The sequence below is a fragment of the Halodesulfovibrio sp. MK-HDV genome, assembly GCF_009914765.1.
Taxonomy (GTDB): Bacteria; Desulfobacterota; Desulfovibrionia; order Desulfovibrionales; family Desulfovibrionaceae; genus Halodesulfovibrio.
On record NZ_WYDS01000001.1, the window covers coordinates 103641 to 118304 of the forward strand.

The 14664-nt window shown below is 48.2% G+C and carries 18 protein-coding genes; 16 read left to right on the top strand and 2 right to left on the bottom strand.

All coding sequences use genetic code 11. The features are described from left to right. Positions 1-12 precede the first annotated feature (12 nt). The gene (locus MKHDV_RS18790; RefSeq protein ID WP_160711167.1) at positions 13-1377 is read right to left on the bottom strand and encodes a phospholipase D-like domain-containing protein; all 1365 of its coding nucleotides are present in this window, start codon (positions 1375-1377) and stop codon (positions 13-15) included. A gap of 68 nt (positions 1378-1445) precedes the next feature. Then, complete coding sequence (locus MKHDV_RS00525) at positions 1446-1700, bottom strand: hypothetical protein (RefSeq protein ID WP_160711169.1); 255 nt, start codon at positions 1698-1700, stop codon at positions 1446-1448. 300 nt (positions 1701-2000) lie between these two features. On the opposite strand from MKHDV_RS00525, the gene MKHDV_RS00530 reads away from it, so the two are divergent. The 16 genes from MKHDV_RS00530 to MKHDV_RS00605 are packed head-to-tail and all read left to right on the top strand — an operon-like array spanning position 2001 to position 14662. Beyond that, the gene (locus MKHDV_RS00530; protein WP_160711171.1) at positions 2001-2525 is read left to right on the top strand and encodes a hypothetical protein; all 525 of its coding nucleotides are present in this window, start codon (positions 2001-2003) and stop codon (positions 2523-2525) included. Beyond that, on the top strand, positions 2526-2825 hold the full coding sequence (locus tag MKHDV_RS00535; protein ID WP_160711173.1) for a hypothetical protein: 300 nt from the start codon (positions 2526-2528) through the stop codon (positions 2823-2825). Between the two features lie 2 nt (positions 2826-2827). Next, on the top strand, positions 2828-3331 hold the full coding sequence (locus tag MKHDV_RS00540) for a hypothetical protein (protein ID WP_160711175.1): 504 nt from the start codon (positions 2828-2830) through the stop codon (positions 3329-3331). Continuing rightward, positions 3319-4842: a terminase gene (locus MKHDV_RS00545; RefSeq protein WP_160711177.1), complete on the top strand. Its 1524-nt coding sequence runs from the start codon at positions 3319-3321 to the stop codon at positions 4840-4842. The genes MKHDV_RS00540 and MKHDV_RS00545 overlap by 13 nt, the downstream gene beginning before the upstream one ends. Before the next feature lie 2 nt (positions 4843-4844). Then, positions 4845-5033: a hypothetical protein gene (locus tag MKHDV_RS00550; protein WP_160711179.1), complete on the top strand. Its 189-nt coding sequence runs from the start codon at positions 4845-4847 to the stop codon at positions 5031-5033. Between the two features lies 1 nt (position 5034). After that, on the top strand, positions 5035-6768 hold the full coding sequence (locus MKHDV_RS00555; RefSeq protein ID WP_160711181.1) for a portal protein: 1734 nt from the start codon (positions 5035-5037) through the stop codon (positions 6766-6768). After that, a complete protein-coding gene (locus MKHDV_RS00560; RefSeq protein ID WP_160711183.1) occupies positions 6761-6994 on the top strand; it encodes a hypothetical protein in 234 nt (77 codons plus the stop codon). Before MKHDV_RS00555 ends, MKHDV_RS00560 begins: the two co-directional genes overlap by 8 nt. Continuing rightward, positions 6994-7734: a hypothetical protein gene (locus MKHDV_RS00565; RefSeq protein WP_160711185.1), complete on the top strand. Its 741-nt coding sequence runs from the start codon at positions 6994-6996 to the stop codon at positions 7732-7734. Before MKHDV_RS00560 ends, MKHDV_RS00565 begins: the two co-directional genes overlap by 1 nt. A 52-nt stretch (positions 7735-7786) precedes the next feature. Then, on the top strand, positions 7787-8704 hold the full coding sequence (locus MKHDV_RS00570) for a major capsid protein (RefSeq protein ID WP_160711187.1): 918 nt from the start codon (positions 7787-7789) through the stop codon (positions 8702-8704). A 12-nt stretch (positions 8705-8716) separates the two neighbouring features. Then, entirely contained in the window at positions 8717-9106 is a 390-nt protein-coding gene (locus MKHDV_RS00575; RefSeq protein WP_160711189.1) for a hypothetical protein, read from the top strand. A gap of 12 nt (positions 9107-9118) precedes the next feature. After that, on the top strand, positions 9119-9562 hold the full coding sequence (locus MKHDV_RS00580) for a hypothetical protein (RefSeq protein WP_160711191.1): 444 nt from the start codon (positions 9119-9121) through the stop codon (positions 9560-9562). A 53-nt stretch (positions 9563-9615) separates the two neighbouring features. Next, positions 9616-10194, top strand: a complete 579-nt coding sequence (locus MKHDV_RS00585) for a hypothetical protein (RefSeq protein ID WP_160711193.1) — start codon at positions 9616-9618, stop codon at positions 10192-10194. Beyond that, complete coding sequence (locus MKHDV_RS00590; protein ID WP_160711195.1) at positions 10181-11911, top strand: hypothetical protein; 1731 nt, start codon at positions 10181-10183, stop codon at positions 11909-11911. Before MKHDV_RS00585 ends, MKHDV_RS00590 begins: the two co-directional genes overlap by 14 nt. Next, positions 11912-12367, top strand: a complete 456-nt coding sequence (locus MKHDV_RS00595; RefSeq protein WP_160711197.1) for a hypothetical protein — start codon at positions 11912-11914, stop codon at positions 12365-12367. 3 nt (positions 12368-12370) lie between these two features. Continuing rightward, positions 12371-12922, top strand: coding sequence for a hypothetical protein (locus tag MKHDV_RS00600; protein WP_160711199.1), 552 nt, complete (start codon positions 12371-12373; stop codon positions 12920-12922). Positions 12923-12934: 12 nt separating this feature from the next. Further along, entirely contained in the window at positions 12935-14662 is a 1728-nt protein-coding gene (locus MKHDV_RS00605; RefSeq protein ID WP_160711201.1) for a hypothetical protein, read from the top strand. Positions 14663-14664 lie beyond the last annotated feature (2 nt).

Sequence of the window (14664 nt, forward strand, 5' to 3'; positions counted from 1 at the left end):
TACGTGTGTTTCTTAGACACTATGAATTGTAACATTATAGCCTAACGCGTGCAGTGCCTTACTTGTTCTACCATTTCGAGGGGGATATTGGTTTGGCATTGCCCAGCCAATGAGCTCTCCAAGAGCACTGATACCAAGGTGTGGTATTTTTTCGTTTTCATCATGAGTTGCAACAAAAAGCCTTTCAGGAACAGAGTCGATATCGCCTCCATATAAAATGTAATAGATTAGTTCTAATGGTGAATTCCCACTTGGAGTTCGTTGGCCGTATAGCCATTTGGTGAGAATTGGTAACCGTTCATCGAAGCTGAGTTGTTCTAGTTCAGAGGTAACACCATAAATTGACAGTTCCATTCTTCGTGCGTGGTTCATAAAAGCGTGCACTTTTGAAATCATTCTGCAAAATTCTTCTTCAGTCAAAAATAAAATTTTGTCGGGACTACATAGGTCTTTGACGATCGGAGCGTTTTCAAACAATGTTTCAGCTTCACTAGATGGAGCAGTTTGTTCAGTGCGCCACCAACTAATTACTTTATCTACCGCTGCATCAATGTCAGTGCAGTTTTCTGCATGAAGTTCTTGGTAAGGGTATCTAGAACCTTCACGAACCAAAATGTAGTAATATGCGTGTAGAAATTGATCCACCAGTGCGCCTGCCGGAACTTCTTGAGTTAACCAAGGTGGAAGATTGTCTGAGGTTGAAATTCGTTTTGCAAGCTGTCTTAGCTGCTGAAGAGTAGCATTCCATTCATCAAGAAATTTGTTTTTCCGTTTTTCCGTAACCGTTTTAGGGGTTACATTAGTTGGAAATTGGGCGTGGAAGGATTGGAAGTTGTTGTCAAAGTCATTATCGAGAGCCATATTTGTTTTTCGTCTTCTCTCTTGCTTTTTCTGGTGTCGCTCAATGTAGTTGTATATTTCTTCGGTCAACGGTTTTGAGTGTTCCTGAGTTGCTGTAAAAATATCGTTTAAATCTTGTTCAAGATTATTTTCTAAAATTTCTTCATGGGGATAAAAGGTTCCAACTTCCATATTTGAGTTCCAAGCCCGATCTGTGAGGTTGGCGGAACCTATATATGCCCCATATCCTACCCACCAAATTACCTTGGAATGCAAGTAGCCAAAGACAAGATTACAAGAATAATTAGCGCTACTTGATTTAAGAAAGTTCTTTAAAATTCCAAGTGAGATGGGGATTGATGAATCCATTCTTCCCCAATATGTGAGTTTGGTTCCAGATTTTTTGCATTCCTCAAAAAGTTCTGGAACATTTCCCGCGTAGGCAACAGCTGCCTTTACTTCTTCAGCTTCCCTGCATCCTGTTTTAATATGGTTGCGTAAGTATTGTCCGTTCATCCAATTGGCGATTATTTGCATTTAGCCCCCGTATGATTTTTACCAGTGTTTTAATTTGTCCCTACACGTAACGGTTTTATTTTTTATTACTATTCAGTGAAGTTAACCATCGCCAGCGTGAGTAGCGAATGAAAATCAGTAACATCTCCAACTGAAGAAGGGATGATGTTAAAACACAAATTATTCACTGCCTCATAATCCATTTCTTCAATGTCATCTAAAAGGTCATCTAAATCGTACGCTACATGCTCGTGATCAAAGACAGGTTCTAAAAGGTCGTTAAGAGTTTCTGCATCTGATTTTTCCAACGCCTGATCAATTTCAATTTGGATGTTTGTATCCATATTATTCTCCAATTATCTGCTAGTAATTTAAAATTGGGGTAAGGTATTGGCTAGAAAAAACATTGCCGAAATTTTCTTCCCCCCTGTCAATTCCCTCCAGCCTACCTTGAGGGTAAGTTCCCGCTTATCTCTCTTTAATCCCCTTGTAAATATCGTGTTATAATTATCCCTATCATTCTGGGTGATTGTCCGTGCGCTGTCGTGCGGTTGGTTTTCCTTCTTTCTGTCCGTTTTGGTGAGCAACACCGGACAATACCCACGAATAAAATCACTACCGATTTTACTATGCGGGGTAATTGTATGGATTGGAAAGATATCGCCAGCACGGTGGCAAAAGCTGCGCCTATTCTGGGTACTGTTCTTGGTGGCCCTGTAGGTGCTGTTGCCGGTGCAGCTGGTTCTCTTGTCGCGTCTATTCTTGGCTGTGATGATTCACCGGAAGCGGTAGAAAAGGCTATCTCTCAGAATCCAGAAAACTTGCTGAAATTAAAGGAGCTGGAAGCGCAGGAACAAGCGCGAATGCTCAAATGGAAACAGGCACAGCTTGCAGCTGAGCTTGCGGATCGCGATTCAGCGCGTCAGCGTGACATAGCTATTACCCGTGTAAAGGGCGGCAATCTTCGTGCTGACTTGTTGGCGCTTACTGCAATGGTGGCGTTAGTCGGGGTGATGGCTGCGCTCTTTATGTTTCCAGTTCCGGAAGGCTCTGCACGAGATTTACTTCTTGTTGTAACGGGCTGTCTTATCAACATCGTTAAAGAAGTGTATGGCTTCGAGTTCGGCTCCTCTCGTGGCGAACAAGAAGCAAGGCCGCAGGTGCGCTAAATGGGCGAAGCTGCGCGGCTTTCCATATCTTCTGAGAACTCCAATCTTTCATTTTTCCTTACTATCCTGCGGTATGTTGGTGTGGCTATGGTCGGTGCCTGTATGTTCTATGATCGACTTGTAGACGTAGAGGCACTGGCCACCGCCAACGCTAGCGCTATTACCGTTATCAAAGAAGATGTTGCGACAATCGGGCGCATTGAAGAGGCCGTGAAGTACCTGAAGCGGGACTCTGAATATCAGAATGGTCGCATTGACGACATCTATCGAATTCTCACCACCAATAGCGGTGGCAACTAGCTATGGCTGGCCGCAAGACTTCCTATAAGAAAAGCTACGTAGCCCAAGCGCGTGAAGCATGCGCTATGGGGGGCTTTTCTAATGCTAAATTAGGAAGGCTGTTCGGCGTAACAAAGAACACCATTTGGAAATGGCGCAAGAAGTATCCGGACTTTGACGCAGCCTGCAAACAGGGCTTTGAAGACTTTGCGATAGATGAGGCGCGTGGCTCTCTTATGAAGCTTGTGAAGGGCTTCAGTTTTACTGAGGTTACCAAGGAGGCGGTAACCAACAAGCTTACTGGTCAGACTTTGATGCTTGAGACAAAGCGTGTGCGAAAGCATGTGCAGCCAAGTGTTAATGCTGTGAAGATTGTTATGGATAGGGTTGATGCAGAGCAGGCCACCCAGCAGACAAGCGGTGAGTTGTCGGATCTGATTGCAGAGATCGATGGTGTAACCCGTTCGCTGACTCCAACAGAGCGTGGTTTGTTGCCTGAAGATGGAGACGCAGCATGTCCAGCATAATTTATGACGACATGAAGCGGAACCTCAGCAATCGTTTCTGGCGGCTGAATAATCTGTACAAGATTATCGACAAGAAGGGCGATAGCGTCCGTTTTACGCTGAATCCGGAGCAGACAAAGTTTGTGAGCGAGATGCACACCCGTAACAGCATCTTGAAGGCGCGACAGCTTGGATTCACAACCTTTTCCTGCATGTTCGGGCTTGATCTGTGTTTGTTCAATTCGAACACCAGCGTCGGCATTATCGCGCAAACTATGGATGATGTGAAAAAGATTTTTAGAAACAAGGTTCTCTACGCCTACAAGAACCTTCCTCCCTCTTTACGAGCGGTCACGGGGTTAGAAGCGCAGGCTGAAAACGCGCAAGAACTGTTGCTCGGCAATAACTCCTCCATTGCCGTCGGCCTGTCGTTTCGCTCTGGCACCTTACATTTTCTCCATGTCTCCGAGCTTGGGAAAATTGCTGCTCGCTTTCCGCAACGTGCAGAAGAGGTGCAAACGGGCGCGCTGCCTACCGTACCGACTGACGGAATTGTTGTGTTCGAATCTACGGCGGAAGGTGATTCCGGCCTGTTTTACGACACCTGTGACGTTGCCCAGCGCAAACAGCGCATGAACGAACCGTTAAGCTCGCTTGATTTCAAGTTCCACTTTTTTCCCTGGTATAAACGTGCGGACTACGTTCTACCCGCGCATACTGTGCGCCTTACACCGGAGCAGGACTCCTATTTCTTCAAGATGGAACAGGAGCTTTCCTACAAGTTTTCTCCAGAGCAGAAGGCGTGGTACGCGGTTATGTCCAACTCTCTGGGCGAAAAGATGAAACGCGAATACCCGACCACGCCGAAAGAAGCGTTCGAGCAGTCTATCGAGGGCGCTTACTACAGCAAGTACTTGGTGCAGGCCGAAGCACAGGGGCGCGTGTGCAATGTGCCGCATGAACCACTGCTGAAAGTCTACACCTCGTGGGACTTGGGCGTTTCTGACACCACCGCGATTTGGTTCTTTCAGTACTCACCATCCGGCGAGCGTCGATACATCAATTTTTATGAAAACAGCGGCGAAGGCTTGGAGCACTACGCAAAGGTGCTTGAGGAATACGCGGACAAGTACGGCTACCGCTACGCTGACCACATTGCCCCGCACGACATTCGCGTTCGTGAAATTGGCAACAAGGCAAAGAGCAGGCTGGAAAGCGCGCTTGAGCTGGGCATCAAGTTTATTGTGTGCCCAAGCGTTTCAGTGGCGGACGGCATTCAGTCTGTACGTAATATTTTGCCGAGCTGCTGGTTTGATAAAGCAAACTGTGCAGCCGGACTCAAGGCACTAAGGCATTACCGCAAAAAGTGGAATGACGAACGCGGGTGCTTTGAAAGCCAGCCGCTACACGATTGGGCATCAAACGGAGCGGACTCCTTTAGGTACTCAGCAATTGGATTCAAGCCACCAGTTCAAATACAGACACAAACACACGCGCAGTCTACACGCGGCAAGAAACGAGGCAGGAGGTAGCTATGGGGTCAATGTTTAGCGGTAAGCCAAGCACACCAAAGGTTCCAGACTACGAGGAAGAGCGCAAAAAAGAAGAAGCAAAGGCAGCAGATAAAAAGAAGTCCCTGCTTAATAAAGGGCGTAGTGGCACCATGCTTGGTGGTTCAACGGGTGATGATGCAAATATTAAGAAAGCAAAGTTAGGCGCGTAACATGAATCTGCTTGTCAAAGAATTACAGCAACGCCTTCGTGTTCTTAAACAGAGCCGCAAAAGTGCAGAAGAAGACTGGCAGGAGCTTGCAGAATATTTGCAGCCTCCGAAAGCCCGTTTTTTCAGTGACGATTCAACGGATGCTGAGAATCGCGAGCTGATCTGGAGTTCCATTCCAGAAGATGCGTTGCAACAGTTTGCAGCTGGCATTCATTCTTTGCTGACGAATCCTGCACAGACTTGGTTGCACACTGCTCTCACAGGGAAGGGGGCTGAAGAGCTTTCCTCAGATGTGACTGAATGGGCTTCTGAAATTGCAGGACTCATCATGGATGCTTGCAAGCATGAAGAGGCGGGCTTCGATTCCAAAATGAACGAATGTTATCTCGACTATGGAACATTTGGGCAGATGGGGTTGTTCGTTGAAGATCCAGAAGACGACTCGCCAATTCCGTTCTCTTCCATTTCTCCGCATGAGTGTTTCATTTCTGAGAACAAGCACGGGATCGTTGATACCTTGTTTCGGCGGTTGGAGCTCACTGTGCGACAAGTGCAGGAACGTTGGGGCAAGCGCAAACGTGGGCTTACCTCAGACATTTTTCAGAAGCGTACGTACTCGGATCAGGTGCAGCGCAAGATAGACCGCCAAGAATTGGAAGATAAGGTTTTCGTTTGGCAGGCCATCTACCCGCGCAAGCATGGTGAATGGTCTGAAGAAGCAACCATACCAAGCAAGTTCATGTATGCCTCTGTGTTCTGGGAAGAAGAAACTAACCAGCTTCTTTCCGAGGGCGGCTACAGAGAGCAGCCTTTCATGTTTGCGCGGTACTCGAAATTCTCCGGCGCAGAGCCTTGGGGACGTGGGCCAGCACATATTGCGCTGCCACATATCCGCTTGCTTCATGCACAGGAAGATTCCAAAGATGGTGCCATTCAATCGCAGTGTGAACCAGCCTATGCCGTTGATTCCGGCATGTACAAGGGTGGTATCAACACAGATTCAGGCGCAACTAACTTTTACGAAGCGAGCTCCGTAACCGGAGAGCGACACTACGGAATCTATCCAATTTCTTCCGGTGCAGATGTAAATGCAGTCCATATGACCACCAAAGAACGAGCTGGGGAAATCCGTTCGATCTTCTTTAACGATCAGCTACAAATGGTGGGTGGCCCGAACATGACGGCCTACGAAGTAGCTCTTCGTGATTCTAAAAAAATGATGTTGCTTCTTCCTATGTGGGGACGACTTGCAACGGAATTTCTTCCGATCTTCGTTAACCGCATGAACGGCATTCTTGAACGCCGTGGCGATATTCCAGAAGCACCAGACGTGCTGCATTCACTTATTGAACAGGGTGAAGTGTCCCGTTTGAAGGTTGCATATGTTTCCCCGATTACGATGGCGCAAAAGGCATCTGAGGCGCAAACATTCCAACGTGCGCTTGAGTACATCAAGCCTATGGTGGAGATGAACCCGCAAGTTATGGATAACTTCGATTTGGATGAGGCTGTTCGGGATTCGCAAGAGCTGTTTGGCTATCCTGCAAAGTATCTTGTTGACGCAAAAGAACGGGATGCTGGCCGCAAGCAACGGCAGGATATGGCAGCGCAGGCGCGAGACTTACAGGCAGGCAAAGAAGTGGCTGACACAGCCAAAACAGTTGGCGAAGCCGCAACAAATGCTGATGCGATTGCAGGAGCAGTTGAGCAGCTTCAAGGGGGAATGAGTGCGTAATTTTCGTAAGAAGCAGGGAGCGGAAAAACCACTTTCTGATGAAACAAGGCAGGCTATCCGCAGAGCGTTAAGCACACCAGACGGGAAAGAACTGCTGGAGTTTTTGAAGGTACGCGGCGGTGTAGATAGATCAACGTACCAAATTGGCAAAGAGCATGAAGCAATGATTCACCACGGGGCGCGTAAGGCGCTGGTGAAAGAAGTAATCTCAATTATGGAGGCGTAATGCGTAATTTCTGGAAACTCTTAATGATGATGTGCCTTCCGTGTCTGTCCTTTGCAGAAGATGGCGGGGGCGGCTCCGGTGATGATGCAGGCGGTGACGGTGGTTCTGGTGGCGCAGCTGATGACAGTGGCTCCGGTGGTGATGGTGGCGATGAAGGTGGTTCGAGCGGTGACGCTGGCGGTTCCGGTGATAACGGTGGCAGTGAAAATACACCGGACTACTCGACACCTGAAGGTTTTCTCACGTTTGCCCGTGAGAATGGCGCGTTTGATAGTGCGGATAAATACCAGATTCCCACAACCTTTGAAGGCGTAGAAGTTCCAGAACATCTTGCAGAATCTCTTGATTTTGAAGGTGATTCAAAGCTTTTCGCAGAGATTGCGGCAAACCGTGGACTCACTCAGCATCAGGCTGCTGGGGTGTACGAAGATTACGTAAAGGCTGTGCTCAAGGTTTCTGCTGAGTCTGAAGCCGCTTCTATCGAAGCGCAGAAGCCGGAAAACATCATGAAGCAGGTCTACGGCGATAAGGCGCAGGAAGCTATGCCAGCCCTAGAACGTGGTCTTAAGGCTTTGGGAATTGATGCATCCAAAGGGTTGCGCATTCAGCACGGTATGAAAGCTATTGCAGAACTCGGCAAGCTTGTTGGTGAAGATGGTCACTTCCGAAGTGAAGGAGCTGGGCAGAATAAAGATGAAGAAATGAGCACGGAAGACTGGCTGAAAGAAGCCATGAACTAGCCCGCACAGGGCATACCGTCTTTCATAACAGCGCAGATACGGAGGTATCAGCATGGGTAAAGAATTTATGATGGGGACTCTTAAAGAGTTGAGCAACGAGCACTGCAAAAAGCAGCCGAAACAGGTGGACACGATCACGGAAGAGGCGCCGATTCTTGGGACCATTCCGTTTGCACCTTCTTCGCATGAGCTTTGGCATAACCATGAAGAACTGGCAGGCGTAAAGGGCGCAGGCTGGGTAGACATGAACGCGCCACTGCCAGCCATGAGCGTTTCTGCTGACATTAAAAAGACCGACTTGGCAATCCTTGGCGGCGAAATTGAAGTGCCTCAAGACCGTGCCGTGGCCTTTGGCGGTAAAGAAAAATACTTCTCTAGCAAGCTTCCTAAAACACAGCGTGATTCCGGTATGAGCGCGGAAACTGCCATCATTTACAACAACTTTCTGCCTTACGCTTTGGAGCACAAAAAGGTTGTGGGCGCTGGTGCAACTGGTGATGGCTACACTATGATCGCTGTAACTTTCACACAGGACGAGCTTTGCGGCCTGTATTCTCCGGCAGGCTTTAAGATGGGAGCTGTCATGGATGCGGTGCCGATAAACAACGGTGCGCTCTACAAGGACAGCAAGGGCGTGCTTGTGTACGGGCTTGCGCTTAAAGCCTACATGGGGCTGCTGCTTGCGAACCCTCAAAAGATTGCCGCAATCACAAACATCGACAAAGCAAACAGACCTACAGCCGACATGATCGATGACATGCTTGCAGATTGTCGTGCGTCCAACTCTTCAAAGACCTTCATTTTCTGCCACCCTAAATGCCAGACGCTGCTTAACGAGCACAAAGGCAAGAGCATGCAGACAACAACGGATACCAAGGACATTAACCGCACGTTCACACACTGGAACGGCGTGGAAATCCAGACTTCATTCAACTTCACAGATGCTGGTGATCAGCACATCGACCTGTAGGAGAAGCTGCATATGCGTATGTTTGATAACAGACTCCCGCAATTCGGGGAGTATTTGGGTGAGGATGCCACATTGCCGAACACCGGAACAACCGTGTTGACGGGTGACCCTTCACCTATCTCTGGTTCCGCTGGTGGCACGGGTGTGACTGTGCGTTGTAAAACCGCTGTGTCCATTCCTGCAGGAAAGGTTCTGCACCTTGTGGTGAAGGACTGCGACACCGTGGACGGTACTTTTGTCGAAGTCTGTCGTGTGACCTTTCATGAAGGTTCTTACGTGGCTGGTGGGCATCTCGGTGAGGCCGTACTGCCTTCGCAGACAAAGCGCTTTGTTAAGGGCGAGCTTGTGTCCGACGGAGCCTGTGTCGGCAAAGTGGACGTCTACCCTTACGCAACACGATAGGAGGCATCCAGAATGCCACACTTCGTTGCTAAAAAACGCTGCTTTTATGACGGGCAGATGTGCGAGAAGGGACAGGTTGTGGAGTTCTTTCAACCTGTTTCCGCGCAGTCTTGGGGTGCGATGGATGAAGAAGGTAAAACGCTGTTGGTCTATCCGGAAGATGCGAAGAAAAGTCCCGAAGCCGTAGAGGTTTTCAGCGATGAATTCGAAGTACTTAAAGTAACACATGAAGTTTTATTTGCAGATTTTGAGAGCCAGAAGGAGCGGGTCAGCATCATCGAGCAGGAGCGCGACATAGCGCTTCAGTCTGTGGCGGAACTGCAAAATGAAAACAAGTCGCTAGCCAAAGCTGCGGAAGATGCAACTGCCCAGCTAGTTTCAATCGCAGAGTTGAAACAGATGGTGAAAGACAAAGAAAATAAAGATGTTCTCGAAGAGGCAATCGTAAAGCTCTAGCAGTTCAGTTTGAAAAGTGCAGGGGGAAAGCTCCCTGCACATAAGGAAACGCCATGTCAGACACATTGAATATTATCAACAGGGCGCTCGGTGAAGTGAATGCACCGGCGATTTCCGCACAAGATGACGGCTCTGCATATGCTGAAGTGGTTAACCGTTCTTGGACTCCTGCACGCAATGCTGTGCTTCGGGCGCACCACTGGCCTTGTTGCATGAAACGGGAAAAGCTCAACCGCAGCGAAGATTCCCCAGCATGGGAATATGAGTACGCACATTTTCTTCCAGTAGACTATGCGGTTTTAGTGAGTGTGCACCCTGAAACATCATATTCAATTGAGAGTGGTGTAATTCTCAGCAATGCGGAAAGCCTCTCTATCAAATACGTTTCCACTGAAACGAAACTGTTTGATGCGGCGTTAGAAGACGCGATTGTATATGAACTTGCTGCCCGTATCGCATTACCGATCAGTTCAAAGAAAACTTTGGCAGACCGGCTGGAAGTGAAAGCACAGGAAAAGTTGAAACGTGCGATTCATACGACTTCCAGAGAAAAGACACCTCAAGATGTTCGTACCCATCGTTGGAAAGAGATTAAGTTAGGTCGAGGCCGGAGACGTTATGCCCAAAATTAGACTGATTCAAACAAATTTCACCTCTGGGGAGTGGTCTCCTCGTCTTGCCGGCCACGTTGATTTACAGAAACGCGCGAATGCCTGTGAGGAACTGCAAAACGTCATTGTGTGGCCTCATGGCGGAGCAACTCGAAGAATGGGCACGATCTTTCGAGGCCATGCGAAGGAAGGCAGTAGCAATCCTCGGCTTAAAGATTTTTCCTTCAACGACATTCAAACATATGTACTTGAATTTGGTGATGGCTATGTGCGCTTTTGGCGTGATGGCGGACAGGTAATGAAAGACGGTGCTCCGCTTGAACTTGCGCTGCCATACACGGCGGTAGAAGTGTATGAACTTGGTTTTGCTCAATCTGCTGACGTGCTCTTTATGTGCCATGGAAACCACAAACCGCAAAAAATTATTCGTAGCGGTTCAGATGTCTTTGAGCTTGTTGAATGCATTTTCACAAACCAACCAGAGCAATGGGAGGTAGGAAACTGGCCTTCTCGAATTAATTTACATCAGCAACGTACCTGGTGGAGTGGATGCCCGAACCATCCTCAAAAGCTCTGGTTCTCAGCAACAGGTAATTTTTTAGAGATGGGCGGTGAAGCAAAGGAAGATGATTCTGGCGCAGGATTTAGTCTCGATTCTGATCAGGTGAACCAGATTCGGGGAATGGTGGCGGCTCGTAACATGGTTGTTCTTACCAGTGGTGGCGAATGGACGCTTAAAGGCTCCGGTAACGCTGCAATTTCTCCTACAGATGTGCAGGCCACACGATACAGCAACGTCGGTTGCGCTGCTAACGTACCACCTATGCTGATTGGCTCCGCTGTGTTGTTCATGTCTCGTGATCGCAAAAAGATGCGCGAGTTCATCTACAACCTTGAGCAAGACGGTTTTGTTCCCATTGAAGCCTCGTTGCTCTCTGAACATTTGCTACGTCCACAAGTGAAGCAAATGGCATGGCAGCAAGACCCTGACTCCATCGTTTGGAGTGTACTCGATGATGGAACTCTTGCAGCTATGACATACCTTCGAGATCAGCAGGTGTATGCGTGGCATAGGCACGAAACACAGGGAAAGGTGGTTTCCATTTGTGCTAACGGTGCAGAGGACTACACGGAGCTTTGGTTTGCTGTGGAACGAAATGGAAAAGTCTGCATCGAGCAAATGGCTTCCCCGTGGCAGGGCAATCGCTTGGATGATGTGAATTGTTTCTTTGTTGATTGCGGCCTGACGTATGAAGGAGAGCCGCTGCAGGAGCTTTCCGGCCTTGATCATTTAGAAGGCATGGAAGTGCAAGTGCTGGCAGATGGCGGTGTTCAAAAGGCGCGAACTGTAACGGGCGGGAAAATTACTCTTGATGCAGCTGCACGGAAGATTGTTGTGGGGCTTGGGTATTCATATCGGGTAACGCCATTACAGCCAGAAGGTGGACACCCAGAAGGCACAGGACAAGGTGCGATTAAGCGTCTCTCAAAAGTAATTATCCGAGTCTATAAGTCTGTTGGGATGAGCTACAAGGTTGGTGATGATAAAGAGCGCGATACGTTTCTTCGTAGCGTTAACAAGGCCATGAACAAGCCCGTTGAACCGCTAACCGACGATTTAGAAATTTCTTCAATTGGTACCGGCTGGCAGAACAACCCCAGAGTAACTGTTTTTGGTGACGATCCTCTCCCGTTTTCTCTCTTAGCTCTCATTCGAGAAGTTGAGGTTACAGCATAGATGCCAACAATCAGACCATTCAAAGCAGAAGATGTTTTGCAAATAGAGCTTCGTGCAAGTGATTGCAAAAATTTAGAAGGTATCGATTTAGTTGCGCATGGGAAAGAACTTGCACTTACACCTTATGCTTCAACACTTTTAACAGATGACGGGCATATTATCGCGTGTCTTGGTGGCTTCGTTTTTGGAAAAACCTCCATGGTCTTTTTACTTACGAGTACGCTTCTGGAACTGTACCCGCTTGTAACACTCAAGGTGAGCAAAGCGTATTTTGCACGCGCTATGCGGCATGGTGTTGTTCGCTTTGAAACGCTTGTTAATCCGGAAGATGCAAGGGCTGTTCGTTTTATTGAATATCTAGGTTTTGAGCGTGAAGGGCTTTGCAGAGCAACTGGTTACAATTTGATGGATAGGTACCTGTATGCGCGTATCTGTTTACCAGAGGAAGAGAGGTAAATTATGGCATCAGTTATGGTTGGGACAGCCGCAGCTGCTGTAGCAAGCACAGCGGGTGGTGCAGCGGCAGCAGGCACAGCCGCAGCGGGAACCGCGGCAGCCGCAGGTGCTGCAAGTGCGGCAGCAGCAGGTACAGCAGCCGCAGCGAGTTCTTTCGGGATAGCCGAAGGCTTGATGGCGGCAAGTGTTTTAGCCGGAATCGGTGGAACAGCTGCATCTATGAATAGCCAAAGAAATATGGCGGCCTCGCAAGCTGAGTACACAGAAAAAGTTGGTGCTTACAATTCTGCTTCCACAAAAGACCAGTATCGAAAGTTAATGTCCACCCAGAAAGCAAGCTATGGTGCAAGCGGTGTGCAGCTTGATGATGGTGGCACCCCTTCTGATGTGCTCGCAGAAACCATGGTGGACATGGAAATGGATGCTCTTGCCACGTATTACGGAGGCCAAGCAAAGGGTACGGCTTTTAAAAATCAGGCCAGAGCAAACAACACTGCTTCCATGTTTAACGGGTTAGCGCAGGCTGGTAGCGACGCGTATTCTCTTCTTCGATAGGCAGGAGTTCATATGGTTAAAATTCCCACCTCTAGCAAGCAATCACAACTCTCTGACGCACCTGTAACAAATCTTCAGCAAGGTGCTGCATTCGGGCAAGGCATCAACGCGCTTGGGAGAGTGGTACAGCAAATTGGCGAGAAAGAACGTACGCGGCAAGATAACGATCAGTTTTTAGCAGCAAGAACCAAGTATGATGCGTGGAATCTTGAGTTTGAAACACAGGCTGCACAAAGACAAGGTGAGTCTGCTGCGGGGCTTACACGCGATTTTCAGCAGGCAGAGCAGGAGAAGTGGCAAGAAATTTCTTCCGACTTAAACCCGCGAGTTGCACATGCTTTGGAGCAGCATCGCGGTGGGCAGCTGGGCAGCAAGAACAAGCTTCATGCCTTTGCAGAACATCAAGGGAAACTCACCGTTGCTAAGAATAACTTTTCCGGCTCGATGGCAGTGCTCAAGCAGGAGATGCTTGATACTCCGTATGACATAGATACCCACGTAGCTAAGGCAACGCAGAACTTTGATCTGGGTGTTTCCTCTGGCGCGGTTCTTCCCTCGCAGCGTGAGATGTTCATGGTTGAAGTTGCTGGTATGAAGAAAACAGCATGGCAAGCTTTGTACGATCAGGCTCCGGAAGAAGCTTTGAAGCAGACAGGAAAGTACGGCATCAGCGGTTCCATGAAATCTGTCTACGCTGAGAAGCATAAGGACAAGGTCACATCAACCCAGAGCCTTGCGATTACAAACGAGCTTGCTGGTAACGGTAAGAGTCTGAAGGAAAACCTTGATTACGCGCATGAAAAGTACGCGGATAATCCAGCATTGCATGACAAGGTTGTGCAGCGTTTGAAATTACGTGGTTCGGAAGAAACAACCGCAATTGCAGCAGCAGAGAAGGCCACGAAGAAAGATCTCGTTGCGCAGCTTTATTCAGTAGAAGTTGACCCAAGCAACAGGGGCGCGGCATCCGAACAGCTTATGAAAATTGTCGAGTCCGCACCTGTGCAGATGCGTGAAGAAATCTACAAAAAGGCAAACAGCATTTTGAATCCTTCCGAGTTAACAGACATGGTTAAGCTCGCAAAAGTAGAACAGTCTATCTTAGATAAAGATATTACGAAGGTAGAAGATTTGCGTCTGCAATACGATGGCATTTCGTTGAAGCATCAACAGCAGCTAGAAGAAACGCTTCGCAAGGTGAATAAGGATGAAGTTCCAGCGCTGACCATTGGAAAAGCAAACCGCATTCTTGCTCAGTTTGGATTCAAGCAGGATTTGAGCAACAAAGAAAAGATGCGAAAGTTTAATGATGCCCATGCGGTTTTGCAGTCGTTCTACAAAGAACGGAACCCTCGCAACTTGGTAGAAGAACAGGAAACGAACGTGTCCTTTCGTGAATACATGGAGCAGGAAGGTATCATTCCTGATGGTGGGACGCTCTGGGGGGATAAAAACCTTACCCGGGCTGAAGCAATTGCTTCTCAGAAAATTGCCGAGTTTTTGCCGGATGTAAGCGAAGAAAACCAGAGCAAAATTATGGTCACAACTAAGGCTCTGGGTGTTGATGTGAAAGATGAAAAGCAACTTCTTTCGCACAACAAAGCATGGCTTCCTGTGTATCAGCGTTTACCGGAAGAGCATCTTCAGCAGGTTGTGTCACTGCTTCAAGCAAAGAAACGAGTTGTTACTCCTCAGTCTGTTATGCAGGTGTACGCACGGTTAACACAAAAGAAGGGGTAACG

What these genes read in the sequence shown, in the direction of transcription:
- MKHDV_RS18790 (WP_160711167.1), bottom strand. Translation starts at nt 1,377, where the DNA reads ATGCAAATAATCGCCAATTGGATGAACGGACAATACTTACGCAACCAT.
- MKHDV_RS00525 (WP_160711169.1), bottom strand. Translation starts at nt 1,700, where the DNA reads ATGGATACAAACATCCAAATTGAAATTGATCAGGCGTTGGAAAAATCA.
- MKHDV_RS00530 (WP_160711171.1), top strand. Translation starts at nt 2,001, where the DNA reads ATGGATTGGAAAGATATCGCCAGCACGGTGGCAAAAGCTGCGCCTATT.
- MKHDV_RS00535 (WP_160711173.1), top strand. Translation starts at nt 2,526, where the DNA reads ATGGGCGAAGCTGCGCGGCTTTCCATATCTTCTGAGAACTCCAATCTT.
- MKHDV_RS00540 (WP_160711175.1), top strand. Translation starts at nt 2,828, where the DNA reads ATGGCTGGCCGCAAGACTTCCTATAAGAAAAGCTACGTAGCCCAAGCG.
- MKHDV_RS00545 (WP_160711177.1), top strand. Translation starts at nt 3,319, where the DNA reads ATGTCCAGCATAATTTATGACGACATGAAGCGGAACCTCAGCAATCGT.
- MKHDV_RS00550 (WP_160711179.1), top strand. Translation starts at nt 4,845, where the DNA reads ATGGGGTCAATGTTTAGCGGTAAGCCAAGCACACCAAAGGTTCCAGAC.
- MKHDV_RS00555 (WP_160711181.1), top strand. Translation starts at nt 5,035, where the DNA reads ATGAATCTGCTTGTCAAAGAATTACAGCAACGCCTTCGTGTTCTTAAA.
- MKHDV_RS00565 (WP_160711185.1), top strand. Translation starts at nt 6,994, where the DNA reads ATGCGTAATTTCTGGAAACTCTTAATGATGATGTGCCTTCCGTGTCTG.
- MKHDV_RS00570 (WP_160711187.1), top strand. Translation starts at nt 7,787, where the DNA reads ATGGGTAAAGAATTTATGATGGGGACTCTTAAAGAGTTGAGCAACGAG.
- MKHDV_RS00575 (WP_160711189.1), top strand. Translation starts at nt 8,717, where the DNA reads ATGCGTATGTTTGATAACAGACTCCCGCAATTCGGGGAGTATTTGGGT.
- MKHDV_RS00580 (WP_160711191.1), top strand. Translation starts at nt 9,119, where the DNA reads ATGCCACACTTCGTTGCTAAAAAACGCTGCTTTTATGACGGGCAGATG.
- MKHDV_RS00585 (WP_160711193.1), top strand. Translation starts at nt 9,616, where the DNA reads ATGTCAGACACATTGAATATTATCAACAGGGCGCTCGGTGAAGTGAAT.
- MKHDV_RS00590 (WP_160711195.1), top strand. Translation starts at nt 10,181, where the DNA reads ATGCCCAAAATTAGACTGATTCAAACAAATTTCACCTCTGGGGAGTGG.
- MKHDV_RS00595 (WP_160711197.1), top strand. Translation starts at nt 11,912, where the DNA reads ATGCCAACAATCAGACCATTCAAAGCAGAAGATGTTTTGCAAATAGAG.
- MKHDV_RS00600 (WP_160711199.1), top strand. Translation starts at nt 12,371, where the DNA reads ATGGCATCAGTTATGGTTGGGACAGCCGCAGCTGCTGTAGCAAGCACA.
- MKHDV_RS00605 (WP_160711201.1), top strand. Translation starts at nt 12,935, where the DNA reads ATGGTTAAAATTCCCACCTCTAGCAAGCAATCACAACTCTCTGACGCA.